The organism is Methanomassiliicoccales archaeon LGM-DZ1 (assembly GCA_030168595.1).
Classification (GTDB): Archaea; Thermoplasmatota; Thermoplasmata; order Methanomassiliicoccales; family Methanomethylophilaceae; genus Methanomethylophilus.
On sequence record CP115556.1, the window covers coordinates 517,985 to 534,202 of the forward strand.

Annotated in this window: 12 protein-coding genes and 1 CRISPR repeat array (1 of these 13 running past the window's edge); of the genes, 1 reads left to right on the top strand and 11 read right to left on the bottom strand. The window is 57.0% G+C overall.

Features of this window, described 5'->3' with window-relative positions; translation table 11 throughout:
* A CRISPR array of direct repeats spans positions 1 to 3,665; the repeat unit is 28 nt; unit sequence GGATCACCCCCGCCTACGCGGGGACTAC (it extends 2,647 nt beyond the left edge of the window).
* A 66-nt stretch (positions 3,666 to 3,731) separates the two neighbouring features.
* From cas2e to O8W32_02480, 10 genes are all read right to left on the bottom strand, one after another.
* The gene (cas2e, locus tag O8W32_02435; GenBank protein WII09701.1) at positions 3,732 to 4,031 is read right to left on the bottom strand and encodes a type I-E CRISPR-associated endoribonuclease Cas2e; all 300 of its coding nucleotides are present in this window, start codon (positions 4,029 to 4,031) and stop codon (positions 3,732 to 3,734) included.
* On the bottom strand, positions 4,009 to 4,914 hold the full coding sequence (cas1e, locus tag O8W32_02440; GenBank protein ID WII10037.1) for a type I-E CRISPR-associated endonuclease Cas1e: 906 nt from the start codon (positions 4,912 to 4,914) through the stop codon (positions 4,009 to 4,011). The genes cas2e and cas1e overlap by 23 nt, the downstream gene beginning before the upstream one ends.
* Before the next feature lie 49 nt (positions 4,915 to 4,963).
* Complete coding sequence (gene cas6e / locus O8W32_02445) at positions 4,964 to 5,617, bottom strand: type I-E CRISPR-associated protein Cas6/Cse3/CasE (protein ID WII09702.1); 654 nt, start codon at positions 5,615 to 5,617, stop codon at positions 4,964 to 4,966.
* Positions 5,593 to 6,324, bottom strand: coding sequence for a type I-E CRISPR-associated protein Cas5/CasD (cas5e, locus tag O8W32_02450; GenBank protein ID WII09703.1), 732 nt, complete (start codon positions 6,322 to 6,324; stop codon positions 5,593 to 5,595). Before cas5e ends, cas6e begins: the two co-directional genes overlap by 25 nt.
* A gap of 1 nt (position 6,325) precedes the next feature.
* On the bottom strand, positions 6,326 to 7,405 hold the full coding sequence (cas7e, locus tag O8W32_02455; GenBank protein ID WII09704.1) for a type I-E CRISPR-associated protein Cas7/Cse4/CasC: 1,080 nt from the start codon (positions 7,403 to 7,405) through the stop codon (positions 6,326 to 6,328).
* Between the two features lie 29 nt (positions 7,406 to 7,434).
* Complete coding sequence (gene casB, locus O8W32_02460; protein WII09705.1) at positions 7,435 to 8,016, bottom strand: type I-E CRISPR-associated protein Cse2/CasB; 582 nt, start codon at positions 8,014 to 8,016, stop codon at positions 7,435 to 7,437.
* A gap of 7 nt (positions 8,017 to 8,023) precedes the next feature.
* Positions 8,024 to 9,625 carry a type I-E CRISPR-associated protein Cse1/CasA gene (gene casA, locus O8W32_02465; GenBank protein ID WII09706.1) on the bottom strand — a complete coding sequence of 534 codons (1,602 nt, stop codon included), beginning with the start codon at positions 9,623 to 9,625 and terminating at the stop codon, positions 8,024 to 8,026.
* Positions 9,618 to 11,975 carry a CRISPR-associated helicase Cas3' gene (gene cas3, locus O8W32_02470; GenBank protein WII09707.1) on the bottom strand — a complete coding sequence of 786 codons (2,358 nt, stop codon included), beginning with the start codon at positions 11,973 to 11,975 and terminating at the stop codon, positions 9,618 to 9,620. The genes casA and cas3 overlap by 8 nt, the downstream gene beginning before the upstream one ends.
* A gap of 117 nt (positions 11,976 to 12,092) precedes the next feature.
* Positions 12,093 to 13,505, bottom strand: coding sequence for a hypothetical protein (locus O8W32_02475; GenBank protein ID WII09708.1), 1,413 nt, complete (start codon positions 13,503 to 13,505; stop codon positions 12,093 to 12,095).
* Between the two features lie 121 nt (positions 13,506 to 13,626).
* Positions 13,627 to 14,031 (bottom strand): HD domain-containing protein, encoded by a 405-nt coding sequence (locus tag O8W32_02480; GenBank protein WII09709.1) that lies wholly within the window; start codon positions 14,029 to 14,031, stop codon positions 13,627 to 13,629.
* A gap of 980 nt (positions 14,032 to 15,011) precedes the next feature.
* On the opposite strand from O8W32_02480, the gene O8W32_02485 reads away from it, so the two are divergent.
* Entirely contained in the window at positions 15,012 to 15,431 is a 420-nt protein-coding gene (locus O8W32_02485; protein WII09710.1) for a flavodoxin domain-containing protein, read from the top strand.
* A gap of 136 nt (positions 15,432 to 15,567) precedes the next feature.
* Here the strand turns inward: O8W32_02485 and O8W32_02490 are convergent, their stop codons facing one another.
* On the bottom strand, positions 15,568 to 15,882 hold the full coding sequence (locus O8W32_02490) for a zinc ribbon domain-containing protein (protein WII09711.1): 315 nt from the start codon (positions 15,880 to 15,882) through the stop codon (positions 15,568 to 15,570).
* Between the last annotated feature and the right edge of the window lie 336 nt (positions 15,883 to 16,218).

Genomic DNA, 16,218 nt, shown 5'->3' on the forward strand with positions numbered 1-16,218 from the left:
ACTACTGTATGCCGAGAAGATCTCGGCGAAAACATCCCGGATCACCCCCGCCTACGCGGGGACTACCTCTACGAGGCGGCGCCGGAGTGCCTCCTGTGGGGATCACCCCCGCCTACGCGGGGACTACTTCAGTGGGCGCGCCGCCGATGCGATTCTTTCCGGATCACCCCCGCCTACGCGGGGACTACCTGCACACCACACCGCCGTATACGGATTCCTTCGGATCACCCCCGCCTACGCGGGGACTACAAGCGAAGGTTATGTGCCACGCACATCTTCGCCGGATCACCCCCGCCTACGCGGGGACTACTCTTGATCCTCACGGCCAGACATGAGATGATGGGATCACCCCCGCCTACGCGGGGACTACGCGTCGCCCAGGCTGCGGAGGTTCCCCTGCCACGGATCACCCCCGCCTACGCGGGGACTACGGAGTGAGTTTCGCATCATACTCCTCTTGGAGCGGATCACCCCCGCCTACGCGGGGACTACGATAATTGGGCGATAAATATCAACGGGCAGTGGGGATCACCCCCGCCTACGCGGGGACTACGTACTCTTTCTCGTCGCCGTTTTTGCTGGCGTAGGATCACCCCCGCCTACGCGGGGACTACCCGACGATGGGCGCATGTACTGTACGCTTGAGGGGATCACCCCCGCCTACGCGGGGACTACCAGACATCGCCTTACGCAGTCATCCGAAGCCTAGGATCACCCCCGCCTACGCGGGGACTACCTAAACTGAACATTCGCCAACGGAATATTGCGAGGATCACCCCCGCCTACGCGGGGACTACGCGATGGCGGTGTCGTTGATCAGCTTCCTGATGGGATCACCCCCGCCTACGCGGGGACTACGAGATCGGAGACCATCAAAGGCGAGCCTGCCGCGGATCACCCCCGCCTACGCGGGGACTACTGCGATTCGGTGGATGTTTTTAACGATCAATGGGGATCACCCCCGCCTACGCGGGGACTACTCTTAGGGGCGCGCCCGCGATTTTCGCGCCCAGGGATCACCCCCGCCTACGCGGGGACTACGATCTCATACCTGCCATCCCACCTGCCTGTCACCGGATCACCCCCGCCTACGCGGGGACTACCACGATAGGCTGGCTCATTCCTTTTATGTTGGAGGATCACCCCCGCCTACGCGGGGACTACCCGGCCGTACGTCGTCGTTGTCGAAGGTTTAAAGGATCACCCCCGCCTACGCGGGGACTACGTCCTGTGCCAGCTGGAAGACCTTATCGGTGACGGATCACCCCCGCCTACGCGGGGACTACTCAGTGCGCGACCTGGGCAAAAGCTACGACATAGGATCACCCCCGCCTACGCGGGGACTACCGGCCCAGCGCGTCCATCCGGTGACGTCGGAGCGGATCACCCCCGCCTACGCGGGGACTACGTCCTCGGCGGAGGCGCCTTCGCTATGCGGAGAGGATCACCCCCGCCTACGCGGGGACTACTCGATACGGAGCGGTCCTCCCGCACGTATTAAGGGATCACCCCCGCCTACGCGGGGACTACCTTATAAAGTGAACATCGGCGGTTGGCGTCCTAGGATCACCCCCGCCTACGCGGGGACTACACACGCGGGCAGGGATGCCCGGATGGGTGGATGGGATCACCCCCGCCTACGCGGGGACTACTGGTACCGTGCCATCCTGCAGGAATGGCCACGAGGATCACCCCCGCCTACGCGGGGACTACCTCAGAATTGAACGGCGCGTTAAAATTCAGTACGGATCACCCCCGCCTACGCGGGGACTACGCGTCGATCTCGGATTTCGCCTCTTCTTTCGCCGGATCACCCCCGCCTACGCGGGGACTACGTAATAAGGCCGTTCTCCCCAGTCCGAATGAAAGGATCACCCCCGCCTACGCGGGGACTACTTAGTAACGTTTTTATTCGTGCCCCAGGAATCGGGATCACCCCCGCCTACGCGGGGACTACAGATTAAGCCCAGAATCAGTCCGTCCGAGATCAGGATCACCCCCGCCTACGCGGGGACTACTCCATTCGTATATAAGTTCATAAATCGGTACCGGGATCACCCCCGCCTACGCGGGGACTACCGAGGCCGACCACTGTCGCCATCAAAGCTTTGGGGATCACCCCCGCCTACGCGGGGACTACGGGAGCCGGTGTAGCGGATGGTGCGAGTCATGCGGATCACCCCCGCCTACGCGGGGACTACATCTGCGCGGCGTAAAGGGCGCAGGGCCTGCCGGGATCACCCCCGCCTACGCGGGGACTACGGTACACCATTGCGTGCTGCGTTCTGCTTGGCCGGATCACCCCCGCCTACGCGGGGACTACGGATTCTACGACAGCGAAGGCTACGAAAAGGTGGGATCACCCCCGCCTACGCGGGGACTACATCAAGGAGCAGATCTCCTCGACGACCTACTCGGGATCACCCCCGCCTACGCGGGGACTACGCCGTCTTTGATGCTCTCGATTGCGGTGTAGAGGGATCACCCCCGCCTACGCGGGGACTACCTATGACAGCGACAAAGTGGGGTGGTTCTCCGGGGATCACCCCCGCCTACGCGGGGACTACTGGTGGTTTCGACCGCGGTGCTGGGATGGCTACGGATCACCCCCGCCTACGCGGGGACTACTTGGTGCGGCACATGACCGCCCACTGACTGGGCGGATCACCCCCGCCTACGCGGGGACTACTACTCTCCGGAGCCACTGCATGATGCCGACGAAGGATCACCCCCGCCTACGCGGGGACTACGACGACTCGTAACTGCCCTCGATCATGCCGATCGGATCACCCCCGCCTACGCGGGGACTACTTCAAGTTGTGTATGTAGATGAACTGCTTCTCCGGATCACCCCCGCCTACGCGGGGACTACACCGTCTGCGCCGCGCCGGCCTTCTTCACATAGGGATCACCCCCGCCTACGCGGGGACTACCAGCGTGTTATGACAATGAACTCTTTTGCTGTGGGATCACCCCCGCCTACGCGGGGACTACATGTGGTGATACAATGATGTTCAAGTTCCAGACGGATCACCCCCGCCTACGCGGGGACTACTCATGCGCCATCACCACTGTCGTAGGTGTTCGGGGATCACCCCCGCCTACGCGGGGACTACTCCAGAAACCAATCGGGGTCCAAAAGGACGTTGGGATCACCCCCGCCTACGCGGGGACTACTGGTCATCACCACGCTTGAGACCGTAAGTCCGCGGATCACCCCCGCCTACGCGGGGACTACATGATATGATAACGGCATTCCGCGAAGCGAAAAGGATCACCCCCGCCTACGCGGGGACTACGATAGATTAAAGAGGGAATATGTAAAAGAATACGGATCACCCCCGCCTACGCGGGGACTACTTTCGGCAGCGGAGACGTCAAACACGGGTACGCGGATCACCCCCGCCTACGCGGGGACTACTCTCCTCCCAGTCTTTGAGGGATAGGACCACCCGGATCACCCCCGCCTACGCGGGGACTACAGGGCGCCGGTCGACAGAGTGGCCTCTGACGCGGGATCACCCCCGCCTACGCGGGGACTACCCGTCGAAGAACACCCACCGGTCGATCGATAACGGATCACCCCCGCCTACGCGGGGACTACTGTGCATCGATGACGAGGCGCGGCACGGCGACGGGATCACCCCCGCCTACGCGGGGACTACACTTAAAGTTATGAAATAGCCAGTAGAAAAAAATTACCCAACAGAAGAAAAAATAAAATGGCTGTTTCAATCGGTTTGCTTTTCCGAATCGTCAGGCCTCATCATCATTTGGACCCCATCAAAATCCTGGATTTTCCATTCTGAATTATAGACTCTGAAAGCAATACCCTGTTCATTGGACGGTGTGCTGTAGGCCATTATCGCACGACCGCCGATACTGTTGTATACAACGCGGTCCCACAGTTTGTCTCTGACCCTCGGAGTCAATTTTCCTGCGAAAACGTTCGGAGCTATCTCGAAAAGCCATTTTGTAAGATCGCCCCGGACAGAAGCCGTGGGAGATTTAGACAAGACGATTACTATCATTCATGTCACATCCATATGATATTCCGCCGGCGACCTCTCCGTTATTGCCGTCCCACAGCATGACCGCATCCGGCATCTCTTCTTCGGATTGTTTGCCTAGGAGAAGCGAGCCTATGTCCTTCACGCAGCGTTCCAAGATGTGCGAACTATACATCGCATCCCGCATCATATGGCGGGCTGCTCTTCCTACATCTCCTTTTCCGGAAGCAGCTATCTCGAAGGCCACAGGTATCGATGTCTCAGCTTTGTAGAGATCCGCTACATCGTAAACGAATGAGCGTTCATGTCCGGTATGGACGAAACCGAGGCCTGGGGAGCACCCCAGCGATACGATGACGCTGTGGACAAGGCCGTAAAGACACGAATTGGCAGCAGACAGAGCCTGATTGACTGTATCTCCGGAACCGAAGTTCTCTGGGTCGTAGAGCCTCCCATCCCATCTGACTCCTGTCTCCTTGGAACAGCGGCGGTATACCGAGCGGACCCTGGCACCCTCACGCCCGCGCAGCTGCTGCATGGTCAGGTGCGAAACATCCTCTCCCGGGAAACGCATAGAATACATCTCCCGGGCCACTGCCATACGAGAACGTTTGTTGGATACCGCCTCGGCCTGCGCGCTCAGAAGAGAGGAGGAATGGGTCAGCGGACGGCCATGAGCATAATAGCGTACTCCGCCTTCGCCGACCCAGACCACAGTAGCACCGGCATCTCCCAGGAGTTCCATAGCACGGTGAGTGATAGTGGTTCCCGGTCCGAGCATAATGGTGCTAACAGAAGCGGCTGGAATATGCACCGTACCACGGGAATCGGCAGCTGTCACCGCTCCGGCATCTCTGCTGACAGCGCAGCGCTCCAGATAGACGAACGTCAGCCTATCCGCCATCCTGGGAAGGGCCTGGATCTCAGGCCTTTCGGGACCTGGGATCATGTCATCATCTCGCCAGTGTGAGCAACCCGCATCCGTAGGCTTTGGCCTTCCCTATGCCTCCTGACATAGCCAAGCGCAGAGCATCGGCATCCTCCACTCTAAGGACACCTTCGAACACAGCACGATTGATCGTTACCTGAGCATCGCCACGTCTGAATTTGGACACTTCGCGGAAGACGATCCTCACATTCGGTTCCTCTTCAGATCCGACAATGGAGAAACCGTGCTTCCCGCATCTATCCAAGAGCCATTTCGTCTGCTGCTCTGCGGTCACATGCCCGCATACCTTTCCGCGGGCTCCTTCTCTGTGCTCGGGATCCATGACGCTGTGCACAGGGTTCGCGGCCAGACGGAACCTCCAGACCTGTCCGTTCTCGATTTTCGAAAGGAAGCCGTCATAGTCAAGGCAATCCCAGGCACTGTCACATTCGGGCCTCCCGAACTGGTCGACAATGTGATGGAAGTCAGGCTTCCTGGCACTCTGCACAAGAAGATAGGTGGCAGCGCCCACGCGGTCGATCCTCCACAGTATCCTATCCCCTCCCGAAGCGGACGATGGAAAAGACGCCATGACGGCAGCATGCATGATCTCCGGCGAACGCAGTGCCCTCATGGTCTCGCGCCGGTAGGGGTTCAGTTCCACTCTTGATAGGTACATCGCCCACTCCTCGCCACTTCAGCCATGGCATCGTGGTCCGCATATTCTCTTCCCAATGCATTCTCAACGTGCTTGCCGGAGATCTTTCTGGAAACGCTCCTGACCGAGAATTCCCTGCGCTCCTGCGAAAAGGACTCCGGAACATCTCTCACGATCTCTTCCGAATCCCCTCCCTCGGGAGAATCCGTCACAATCTCAAGGTCGACCTCCTTCCCCTGACGCCTCATGTACCATTCCGATGCACACCACGGCTCACTTTCCAGGGCTTTTTCCAGGGACATCTCGCGGATTCCCAAGGACACTCTGCCGGCCGGAGGGCAGGATCTGCGCCCCAGGAACAGCGGATACTGCGGGCTACGGAGAGCCATGTCCGCCTCTTCCAGAAGAGCAGCATCTCCTTCGAGGCCGGCGATGAATACCGAGTCTGAAAGATAATAGCGGTTCGTCACGAATGCAAGCTTCTGGTTCGTAGGGTGGCGGGCAGTATGGAAATCCCTCAGAATCGGGCCTTCCTGATCTACCCTCACGCCGTAACGGAGGGATGCCAGATCGTCTACGCTGTCATCTCTGGAACGGCCCATGGCCGCAGCGACCATGCCGATGACACCGCTTTTGCTCGGTTCCCGCGCCGTTCCGCGGTTATTGAAATGGCTGGAGGTTCCCCACGACTGCAGGGGGCCTGCCAGCCTCATCAGCAGCGTGGGCATCTCACTCTTCCTTCCCAAGCGCACTCTTCAAGTAGTCCTCAAGCTGTGCTACAGAGTCGGCTAGGCTGGACTGGGGACCGAGCTTTTCAAGACCGTCGCCGATCTGCCAGGACTTCACCGGAGGGATAACGAACTCTGAGCAGACCTTCTCTTCCTCCTGGACCAGCTTCCTTACCGAATCCTCGTTGTAGCCCCCGTCGCCGCAGCGGGCAGGAGTCTCGAAAGCGGTCACAAGGCTGACCGGCTGGTCGGCGCGGACTGCGATGAACACCGCATAAGGCGCAGTGCGGTTGGCAAAGGTGTTCTGCTTGCCGGTGGGCATGGAGAGAACAAAGGCCTTCACGAACTCCGCGGCCGCTTTGGCCGCCGCATCGCTGCTTCCCAGGTGATCCGCAAGATCGTGCACGGCGACAGTGGCGTAGCGGTAAAGCGTCGATGAGTTGAACTCAACGGTGCCGATCATTCCCGCGCCTGCATTATCCTTAGGCGACATGTCGTCGACGGCGGTGTAGTAATCGTACTCATTGTCCACCCTGTGGGTGGAGATCCCGTGGGCCACCTGCGAGGAGGCATCGACATTCAGCGACGGATCGTCTGCGACCATCCTTCCGAAGAGGGCTACATCGATCCCATGGCCGGCCATAAGGGCCGCCTGGGCCGCCTTCTTGTCATAACCTCCCTCGAGTGCGAGAGAGGCCATGTTATCGATCTGCTTCCTGCTGATGAAGAACAGTGCACCGGTCTCGGTGGCAGGCTGCTCCTCCTCTCCCTTCTTTTTCTTGGGAGCTTTCAGTGTCACTCCTGCCGCGGTAAGAACATCGGCAGCCTTCTTGGCAGCATCTTCAGCAGAGACAGACCCATCCTTCTCTGAGATCCTTGCGGCGATCAGGTCGACAACCTTCTTGGTGCGGTAGCCGAGCTCTGATTCATCGAAGTCATTGCGGAAGTAGTCCCTCATCGCTTTCTTCCAGCTCTGAGAGGAGACACGGGCGCGCGGGATTCCCCCGTAGACTGCCGTCTTGGGGCTTCCCGTGTCGTCACGGTTGACGCAGCTGGGCGGGACGGTCTGAATCACATTCACATCAACGAAAATTTTGTTAGACAATTCTTTCACTCTCCGATCTTTGCTTTTTCATTCTCTTTGTTGCTTGCTTTCTTCCCCGCATAGAAGTCCTGTCCCCATCTGAGGCAGACGCTCCTGCGGCCTTCCGTGAACTGGAACCTGTACAGGTCCTTCGCGAATTCCACATAATCGAACCCCACGGGCCGGTCCGCTGCTTTCATAAGCTGGATCAGCCCGCGGGCATGGTTGGAGACCTCTTTCAGGTTGGTTGAGGTCATCACCGCATCGAAACGCCGCTTGATGGCGGCATCATTGTTTCCGTCGGCGAGATTCCTCGCCGCCGCGCCGAAAGACAGCCCGTTCATCTGTGCGATATCCCCGCTCTGCTTGTGAAGAGCAAAGAGAGTCAGCGCAGTATAGGCTGCCGATTCCGCTTCCGTCGCCCTGCATTCTTCTTTCCCGGCGTAGATCAGTTCCTCCGGCATATCTGCCAGAACAACCTCCCAGGTTCCCGGCGATTCCGATATGTCTTTCCCTATGCCGCGCCGAAGCTCAGCCAGCATCGCCTTTGCCCACGGGGAGTCCGTCTGCAGCTGACCGATCTTCGAGCGGACGAATTCCCCCGTCATTTCCGTTTTATTGTTTGCCGTTTTCATCACCTTCCGAATTTGCTGTGGCAGTTGTCTTCCTGATCTTCCCCGCGAACATCCTGTACGCAACGAAGGGGTTGCTGTCAAGGGTTCCTTTCACAAGAGCGTTGATCCCGCGTCCGCGGAGCGCATTCTTTCCCGCCGACAGCGACCTTCTCCTGAGAATGCCCAGCCATTCCGACATCTTCTCCTCTATGTCGTCGTTCTCCGGGTCGACCCCTGAGAGCCATGCACGGAACGGCTGGTCGAGAGCATAGTAGAAATCAGCACGGGCATTGGCGGCTGTGGCCTTCATCAGGGTCTCATCGCCGCTGTTAGCTCCAGTTCCGACTATTTTCTTCGCCAAATCCCCGACGGCATAGGCACATTCCTCGGTCTTGGAGATGACCTCCGAGATCCTTATATTCCAGACCTCGCCGACGGAGGAAAGGAGCCTGCGGTTCACAGACATCCCGTCATCGATGATATCCTCCACGAAGAAGTCCTTGTCAGCGTACTTCACACCGGTCACCCGGAGCGTGACGGAACCGGGCTCCAGATAATCCCTGTCGGAAAGGACCGACAGCCACATGACGATTCCCGGCTCACGGTATTTCGCATCCTCAGTGTTGCTCTTGCTGCTGACCAGCAGGGACGCATAATCGCGCCACATGGCCTTGGACGGATCATGGCGCTTAGGAACCCACTGCATAGTGGTGGAATCGAGTTTCCAAACAGTCATCTGCTCTGTGAAAGCGTTCTCTTTGTCCACTATATCCCCGCCCATGAGCAGGAATCCGGTCACTCCTTCGCCGTCGCGGCTGAGCAGCGTCCTGCGGGACTGCAGAGTAAGCATCTCCTCAGGCGATTCAGGCAAGGAGATCTCGATCCTTTCCCCGCATCTGGGTCTGTCAAGCTCCCATATGGGCCTTCCGCGGGGGAAAGGCCTGCCCTCAGACGAAAGAACAAAGTTCAGCATCAGAGTCTCGAAGAGAGTGCTTCCCTCTGCGTATACAAGCCCTAGCTTGCCCATCCATCCAGCTCCGGACGACGGCAGCTTCTCAGCCCCTCCTCTTACCGTGGGCTTCGCGGAAGTGTCATCGAAACCGTTGAGGTAAAGAAGCCATCTGGCAGCATCGGCATAGCTCATATGCTCTTTGTTCTTCAGGCCCACTGGAAGGAACAGCTTACCCTTGTTATTGCTCTCGGATAGATTGCCGTCAAGTTTGGCTGCGGTATACTCCGTGCCTTTATCGATAGGCGCCTGATAGAACGGCCTTTCCGGGTCGAAGAGGAAGAACCGATCCTTCCATTTAGACAGGTAATCCGTTACCGTGCCATCGAAACGGCCTTTGTCCCAGAGACTGTGCCAGACATCGGCCGCTTCGTTCTCGCTCGTTATGTCCCCGTGCGGATACGAAGCATACATGACCGCCAGCATCAGGCGGAGGACCGCCAGGTCCTGGGGGGGCGAATCCCCTGATATGGAGCGTATCTCGTGCGCCTTGCTGAAGGCCTCAGGAAGGCTCACAGACGAGACACTGCCTTCGGTGTCCATGACACGAATCCATTTCTCATCCAGCAGATTGTATTCTTTTTCTTCAGTCATCAACAAACCTCAAACCGATCTCACTGTCGTATGCCATCCTTTTCCCGCAAAGTTCGCATCTGCCATCGTCATCCAGAATCAGGTAGTTTTCTCCTGAGAGCCATTCCGATCCGTCCCACTGAGCCGGGATGTTCTCCTTCTTGCGGGCAGCAAGCGCCTTCAGGGTCTCCTCAATGCTTCCAGGGCGCGAGAATGCTCTCGGCAGAGCAATCCTGCACCCCTGCATCTCGTACCCAATCTCCGGCGACGGAGGGGAATCAGAGGGTATCTCCTCCCCGCCCCCGCCTTCGAACGGTATGACCCTGTAGACACCGTCTATCCCGCGGCAGACGAGTATCACCTCGACCGAACCGTCCGTGTCACGGACAGCGGCATTGGCAGCAGCCTCCCTGTCAGGGGCGCCGTACTCGGTCCAGCCGACAAGGGTGGAGACGGCTGACGGAGCCGATATCTGGAACGCGGCTGCTTTAGTCTCTTTCTTCTTCATTTTCAGGGAAGATTCCTCTTCGGCTTCGGCGTACTCCTCTCCCAGCGTCTCCGACCCTGATACAGGCACCCCCGAATAGGCAGCCCTGACAAGGCGCTCTACGTCGCCCGGAATAGAAACCCTATCTCCGACCAACAGCCTGCTGTTAAGCAACTGCAGGTCCCCATATACAGCACGGGACCCGGAGTCGATATCGCCTGTACCCTTATCGAGCAGCAGGATGCGAGGTTCCTTCAGAGGCTCCGACCGGACATTATCATGCCGATGGAGACGCCCGATACGCTGGATCAGGAGATCGACCGGACACAGATCGGTGGCTAGAACGTCGAAATCCAGATCCAGCGACTGCTCCATGACCTGCGTTCCTACGATGAACATGCGGAAGGGCGGGGCCCTGCGGTTGCCCGGGCCAAGCATCGAAACCGCTTCCGACTCCTTCGCAGAGCGGTCTATAACAGTGAACCCCGAATGCAGAAGGCGGACGTTTTCCCTGCCGAACCTCTGTGCCAGATATTCCGCGATCCTTTGCGCTTTGCGCACGGTGTTGACGATGATCCCTGCATATCCGCCCTGCGATGTGAGTTCATCGAGACGGTCTAAGAGCTCCCCGTCGGATATCCTCTCCACCGTGACGTCTATGGAACGCCCGGAGGCAGGAGGGAACTTCTGCTTCACATCTCCCCCGTCGGAATAAGTGATCACGGGATATGCCGAGTTGCCCGTGTACCCTCCGTCCTCTAACTCCTCATTCCTTCCGGTGTATGCCTCTACCAGTTCGCGGCGCCTAGACGGCGGAAGGGTGGCCGAGAGCAGGATCACCGGTACGCGGTAGCTCCCGAGCCAACGGACGATCTTCTGCAGATAGCTCCCCATGTATGCGTCGTAAGCATGGCACTCATCTATGATCACAACCTTATTCGCAAGACCCAGATGCCTGAGCGCAAGATGCCTCTGCTTCAGGCCCCCCATGAGGACCTGGTCTACAGTCCCCACGGCGAAGTCTGAGAGCATCCCCTTCTTCCTGCCGCCGAACCATTCATTGACGACGACCGAATCTCCTTCGCCGACGTTCCATCCGGTCCTCGGAAGGTCCATGTAGAACCTGTTGTACCGGGATTTCCCATGTGCCAGGAACACAGTGTGCCTGCTCCCGCCCGAGACCTCGCCGATCCATCTCTCCACCCTCGGGAAGATTCCGTCTGACGTAGCCTGAGTCGGGAGCGCGAACATTATCCCTCCGACACCGAAACGATGTGCCAGGATTTCTCCGGCAGCGAGAGCGGCCTCGGTCTTGCCCTCGCCCGTGGGGGCCTCGATGACCATTATGCCGGGGGACTGCATCTCGCCTGCGGCCTCGGCCACCGCAGCCTGGAAAGGCCGGGGACTGAACCCGAAACGGTCCTCGAAGATATGCCCGGCATCAGGAGTTTTCCCTGACCAGGCGCTGGTAAGGGACAATTTTTCCGCTGCCGAATCGAGCCTCGAACGGAAGGCATCTCTTCCGGCCTTGGAATCGATATCGTACGGGAACCATTCCTCATTGCTTGATATCCAATCGGCCATTATGACGAGGCCGCTCAGAATAACCTGCGCACAGATATCCAGGCGGGCCCTGATGAGCTCATCTTCATCCGCTCCGGACAGTGATTCCGCATACCTGACGAATTCCTCCTGTACCTCCTTCCATGCAGAGTCGCTGGAACCGATGTTCTTCCTATACGCCATGGAATTTTTCAGGTCTCTTTTCGTGGGGGCCGCACCGTGATGGGCGCCGCAGACGGATGCAAGAGATCTGTCGAACCCCATGCCTTCCAAGATGAGTTCGGATGCTGTCGAATGGGGAACGGCATCAGGCGAGCTCATGAACCTGACCTCGCCACTTTGTGATTGTTGAACGAAGTCCGATCCATTCGCCACTTGGCGGTTTCCATAGCTTACGCTGCCAGTTGACCCGATGATCTCGGCCCGGGATGACCGTTTTCAGGCCGTAATCGCAAGATCCTTCTCGATATCGGCACGCATATTGCCGAAGATCTCCTTGGAAACGGGGTTCCAATTGCTGTAGACGGCCTCTTTCCTGTTCCCGTTCTCCATCATCCTCGTAAGTGTCAAATGGCCCAAAGACCAGACGATGGATTCGGTGTTCGGTTTCTCGATGACGGTCTTCTTCCTTCCCCGTTTGCCCTTTATCCTCTCCCTGCCCTTCATCTCGTATCTCGCCATGGCTATCGCTGTTTCAGAAAGGAGAGCCAGCATCATGGATCCGCGGATGGACGGTTCGCTCCACACCCTCAGAGGTTTGAGCCCCGTGACCCTCTTCAGGGAATGGATCAGGTGCTCCACGGTGGCCCTCGCGCGGTACTTCTCAAGAGCTTCCAATGGTGTCAATTGCTCCGAGGATTCCAGTTTGAAAATCCCTGCACGGGTGCCCATGATCTCCCGGATTATGCCATCCCTCTCACTCTCGTCGAATGCGAATTTCGTCTGAAGGCTCACCTTCACCTCCACATCCGCGAGAACGTTCCTCTTCACCGTTACGAAATCCGATTTTCTGAAATGCCCGTCCTCGTAGGTCCTCACCGCCTCCACCATACGGTCGAAGCTCTTCGATGCGGAATGATACGAACGGTTCCAATTGTCTAAGGAGAAGAACAGATACGTCGTCCTCCCGGAAGAGTCGAAGGTGTGTTTCTTACAACACACCCCTTCCTCCACATACTCCCATTCGCATTCGGGATCGTTTATCCGTTTGTCATCGGATACGTTCATCTTCACCCTCGTGAGATATTTATGCCCCGCATCGACGATGGAATCCAGGATGTCCCCCGATGCACCTCCGTTGTCCACGATTATCCACGAACCCTCCCGTATCATGGAGAAGATGTCCGGGAGCGCATCCCTGTACTGCTCGGGATCGGATGTGTTCCCCTTGTACGCCCTCATGAAGAAAGGGATCTTAGACTTCTGGAGTTCCGCTGTCAGGAACTCCACCTGTTTCCTGCTCTGGTCCCTGAAATCCCTGGGATAACCTACCGCACCCAATTCGGCTTCCGGACCGTTGACCACTACCGCTGAACCGTCGATGTTCACATCGGTGTTCTCGAAATGGTATCTTGCATCGAGCCCTTCCCACAGCTTCACTATGATCTCGTCGCTGTGTTTCCCCAACAGCGATATCGCACGGTTGATGGTCCTCTGCGATAGACCCGAATCCAATCCGAGCTCCTTCCGCACATCCTTGTTCTTCAGCCAATCGGAACACCTGCTCATTGAATTGCTGCCCATGAGGATGTGCGTGCACATCGCCACCAGTATCCTGCTCATGGGGACCCCGCGTCCTTTGAACGTATCCACGAACTCCAGAACGCCTGCAGAACCGAGATAATGCTCCACGGTTTTCACGAGACCGATAGGAACCGATATATTGTCGTTAGGACTGGGAAGTTCCGTCCCAGTCGCGATTAGTTTTTGTGTCACAGCTGAACATCGGACCGGGACACTTTTCGTTTTCGCCTCATGCCCCTGAATCCGTGTTCAGTTTACCCCTGGTGGCGAGGTCAGGCATGAAACCTATGGCCAATCCTAAAATCCGAAGAGATTCGATGATCTCAGGGCACTTGTCTCCGGCCTTCATCTGGAAGGCCGGAGTGGCCTTGCCGATATCGTGGGCTGCAGCGAGGAAGAGCAGGATGTTCCTCGGTCCAGCCGTTGTTCCTGACAGCCCTCCTGAAACAATCGATTTTGTCGATTCGGGAAGCCATCTGTCCCACAAGAGGCCCGCAACATTGGCGGAATCGCGGAGATGCACGGCCAGTTGGAGCCATGTCCCTCCGTCATCGCTTAATTTGGCCCAGATGCGCCCTGCCTTTTCAGACAGCGGGAAGCCTTTGAGATCATCAGAAGAATCCGGGCCGTTCATGGATTTAAGATATATCGACTAAGGATATTAAACTTTACATCAATAACATTAAAATGTTATGTGATGGCATTTCCTGGCATTAGGATATCCAGACCTGTCACTGTAAACCGTTGGAACCGCTTCCATGGCATACTTCCATTTCAGAATTCCGATAGAGTCAATCGGACCGACAGCCATGCCCATCGGGAGGGCGCTTTTGATGTCGATGATCACATTCAAGACTTCCACCTGACGCCTGATTTCCTTTGATGATCTTCAAAATCACAGCAGCTCATACCAGAGACCTGCGCTGCCGGAGAAACAATTGTCTTTCCATTTCTGAACATGAAGCTGCTTACCTCCTGCGTCTGCGCAGATGCACACAACACAAAGGAAATCAGCATACCGCATTAATAGAGACATTGCTGCATGCAGCGTAAATGCGTCTTGCGTGAATCGCCGAATCCAAAATGTCTAGGCCTCTGAACACCTGTCTTTTGCAATTAACTGTCAGCCGCACACGGCGATCATGATTCTTCAAAACTGGCGCATTTATAATTAACCATTGTTAATTATAAATAATGCAAAAAAACTCACCGCAGGACAAAAAACAGAGGTTGGAGACTGCGCAGATAGACGACAAGTCTGTTCTGCGCCTTATATCCCCGCGACTGCATAGGAAGACGACAAGTCTTTCCTACGCCTTACGTCTATGAATTGTAACTGTGCAGTCATATAAACAATTTCTCGAGAATGAGAGAATATGCTCTGATCTGTTTGAATGGCTCCCGTGAACTGCTCTGCAGATGCAGAATGCATCGACTCTCTACATCCATCAGATGTTCGGCAGACTTGCAGCTGCTCTCAGCTCCATACAATCTGTGTTGTAGGTACTCCTAAATAGTATCCACAATCATAGTTGCTAACCCCATATTGGATGCTTGGAAATATTAATATTATAATTTAGTCATGCCTTAATAACAATCACTGAGTGGTGAAGCATGAAAACAGCGATAGTTTACTCATCCCAGACCGGGAACACCCAGCACATGGCCGAGCAGATAAGGGCCGGGGCGGAAGCCGCCGGCAAGGAAGTCATCTGCTGCGACATCTCCGCCGGCCCCTCCGGCGCCGACGCGGATGCGGTCCTCGGGGCCGACCTCATCATCCTCGGATCGCCTGCTATGGGCGACGAAGTGCTCGACGACCCCATGGAGGAGTTCTTCGAAAGCATCGAAGGGCGGATCGCCGGCAAGAAACTGGCGATCTTCGGCTCGTACGACTGGGGCGACGGGCAGTGGCTGAGGGACTGGGCGGACAGGATCGCCGGCGCCGGCGCGGTCTGCGTCAACGGAGAGGGGCTGAAGAACCATCTCAACGATTTCGACGACAGTGCCTGCAGGGAGCTGGGCGCTCTCTGAAGATATTTTCCGTAAAAACAATGGCCGGATTATCCGGCCTGCCTGCCCGCTTCCTCCGATGCCTTTCAGCGTCCGCATCGGGGGAACGGGCCTCTTGCCCCTGCGGCAGGTTCTCCCGCCGCAGGGATGAAAAAATTCACCTGAGCTTGGCGCCGCACTCGGCGCAGTACTCGGAACCGAACGGGACCGAGGTCCCGCATGAGGGGCAGGCGGACATCCCTGCGGACGTTCCGGCCTGGGAACCTGTGCTGTAGCGGGGCGCCTGCAGCATCCCGGCCGGCGTACCGCACACGGGGCACGATTCTTTCCTGGTTGCCACATAGATGAGGTAGATCAGGCCGAAGATTATCCCGAGGATCAGAAGCACGATGAGGATCAAGATGCGGGTCCCGGTCCACTTGGTGACATTGACATTGCGCCCGCAATTGGGGCAATACATCATTTCTGCCATGATTGAATAATATGTCATATAGATATTTATCGTTGATGTAATAATTTTCAATTCCTATGATATTATTTTTTGATTATACGTCTTGACTTTGACGCGATAAATTAAGATACATATGCTCTGACGGAGAAGATCTGGCAGAGGGTCCGGATCAACAGGATCTGTACTGAGCAGGCTCTTGCGATCTGAGCCGGAAGGATACTCCTGATGACGAACGCGGCGCGATGCATCTTTGCGACGTTTTTGTCCTTTTCCCTGAGTCCTAGACTGGCCTTCGAAAATGAACTTAGTTTATAATTAACAATTGTTAATTAATAATGCATACGCGAACGGACATAT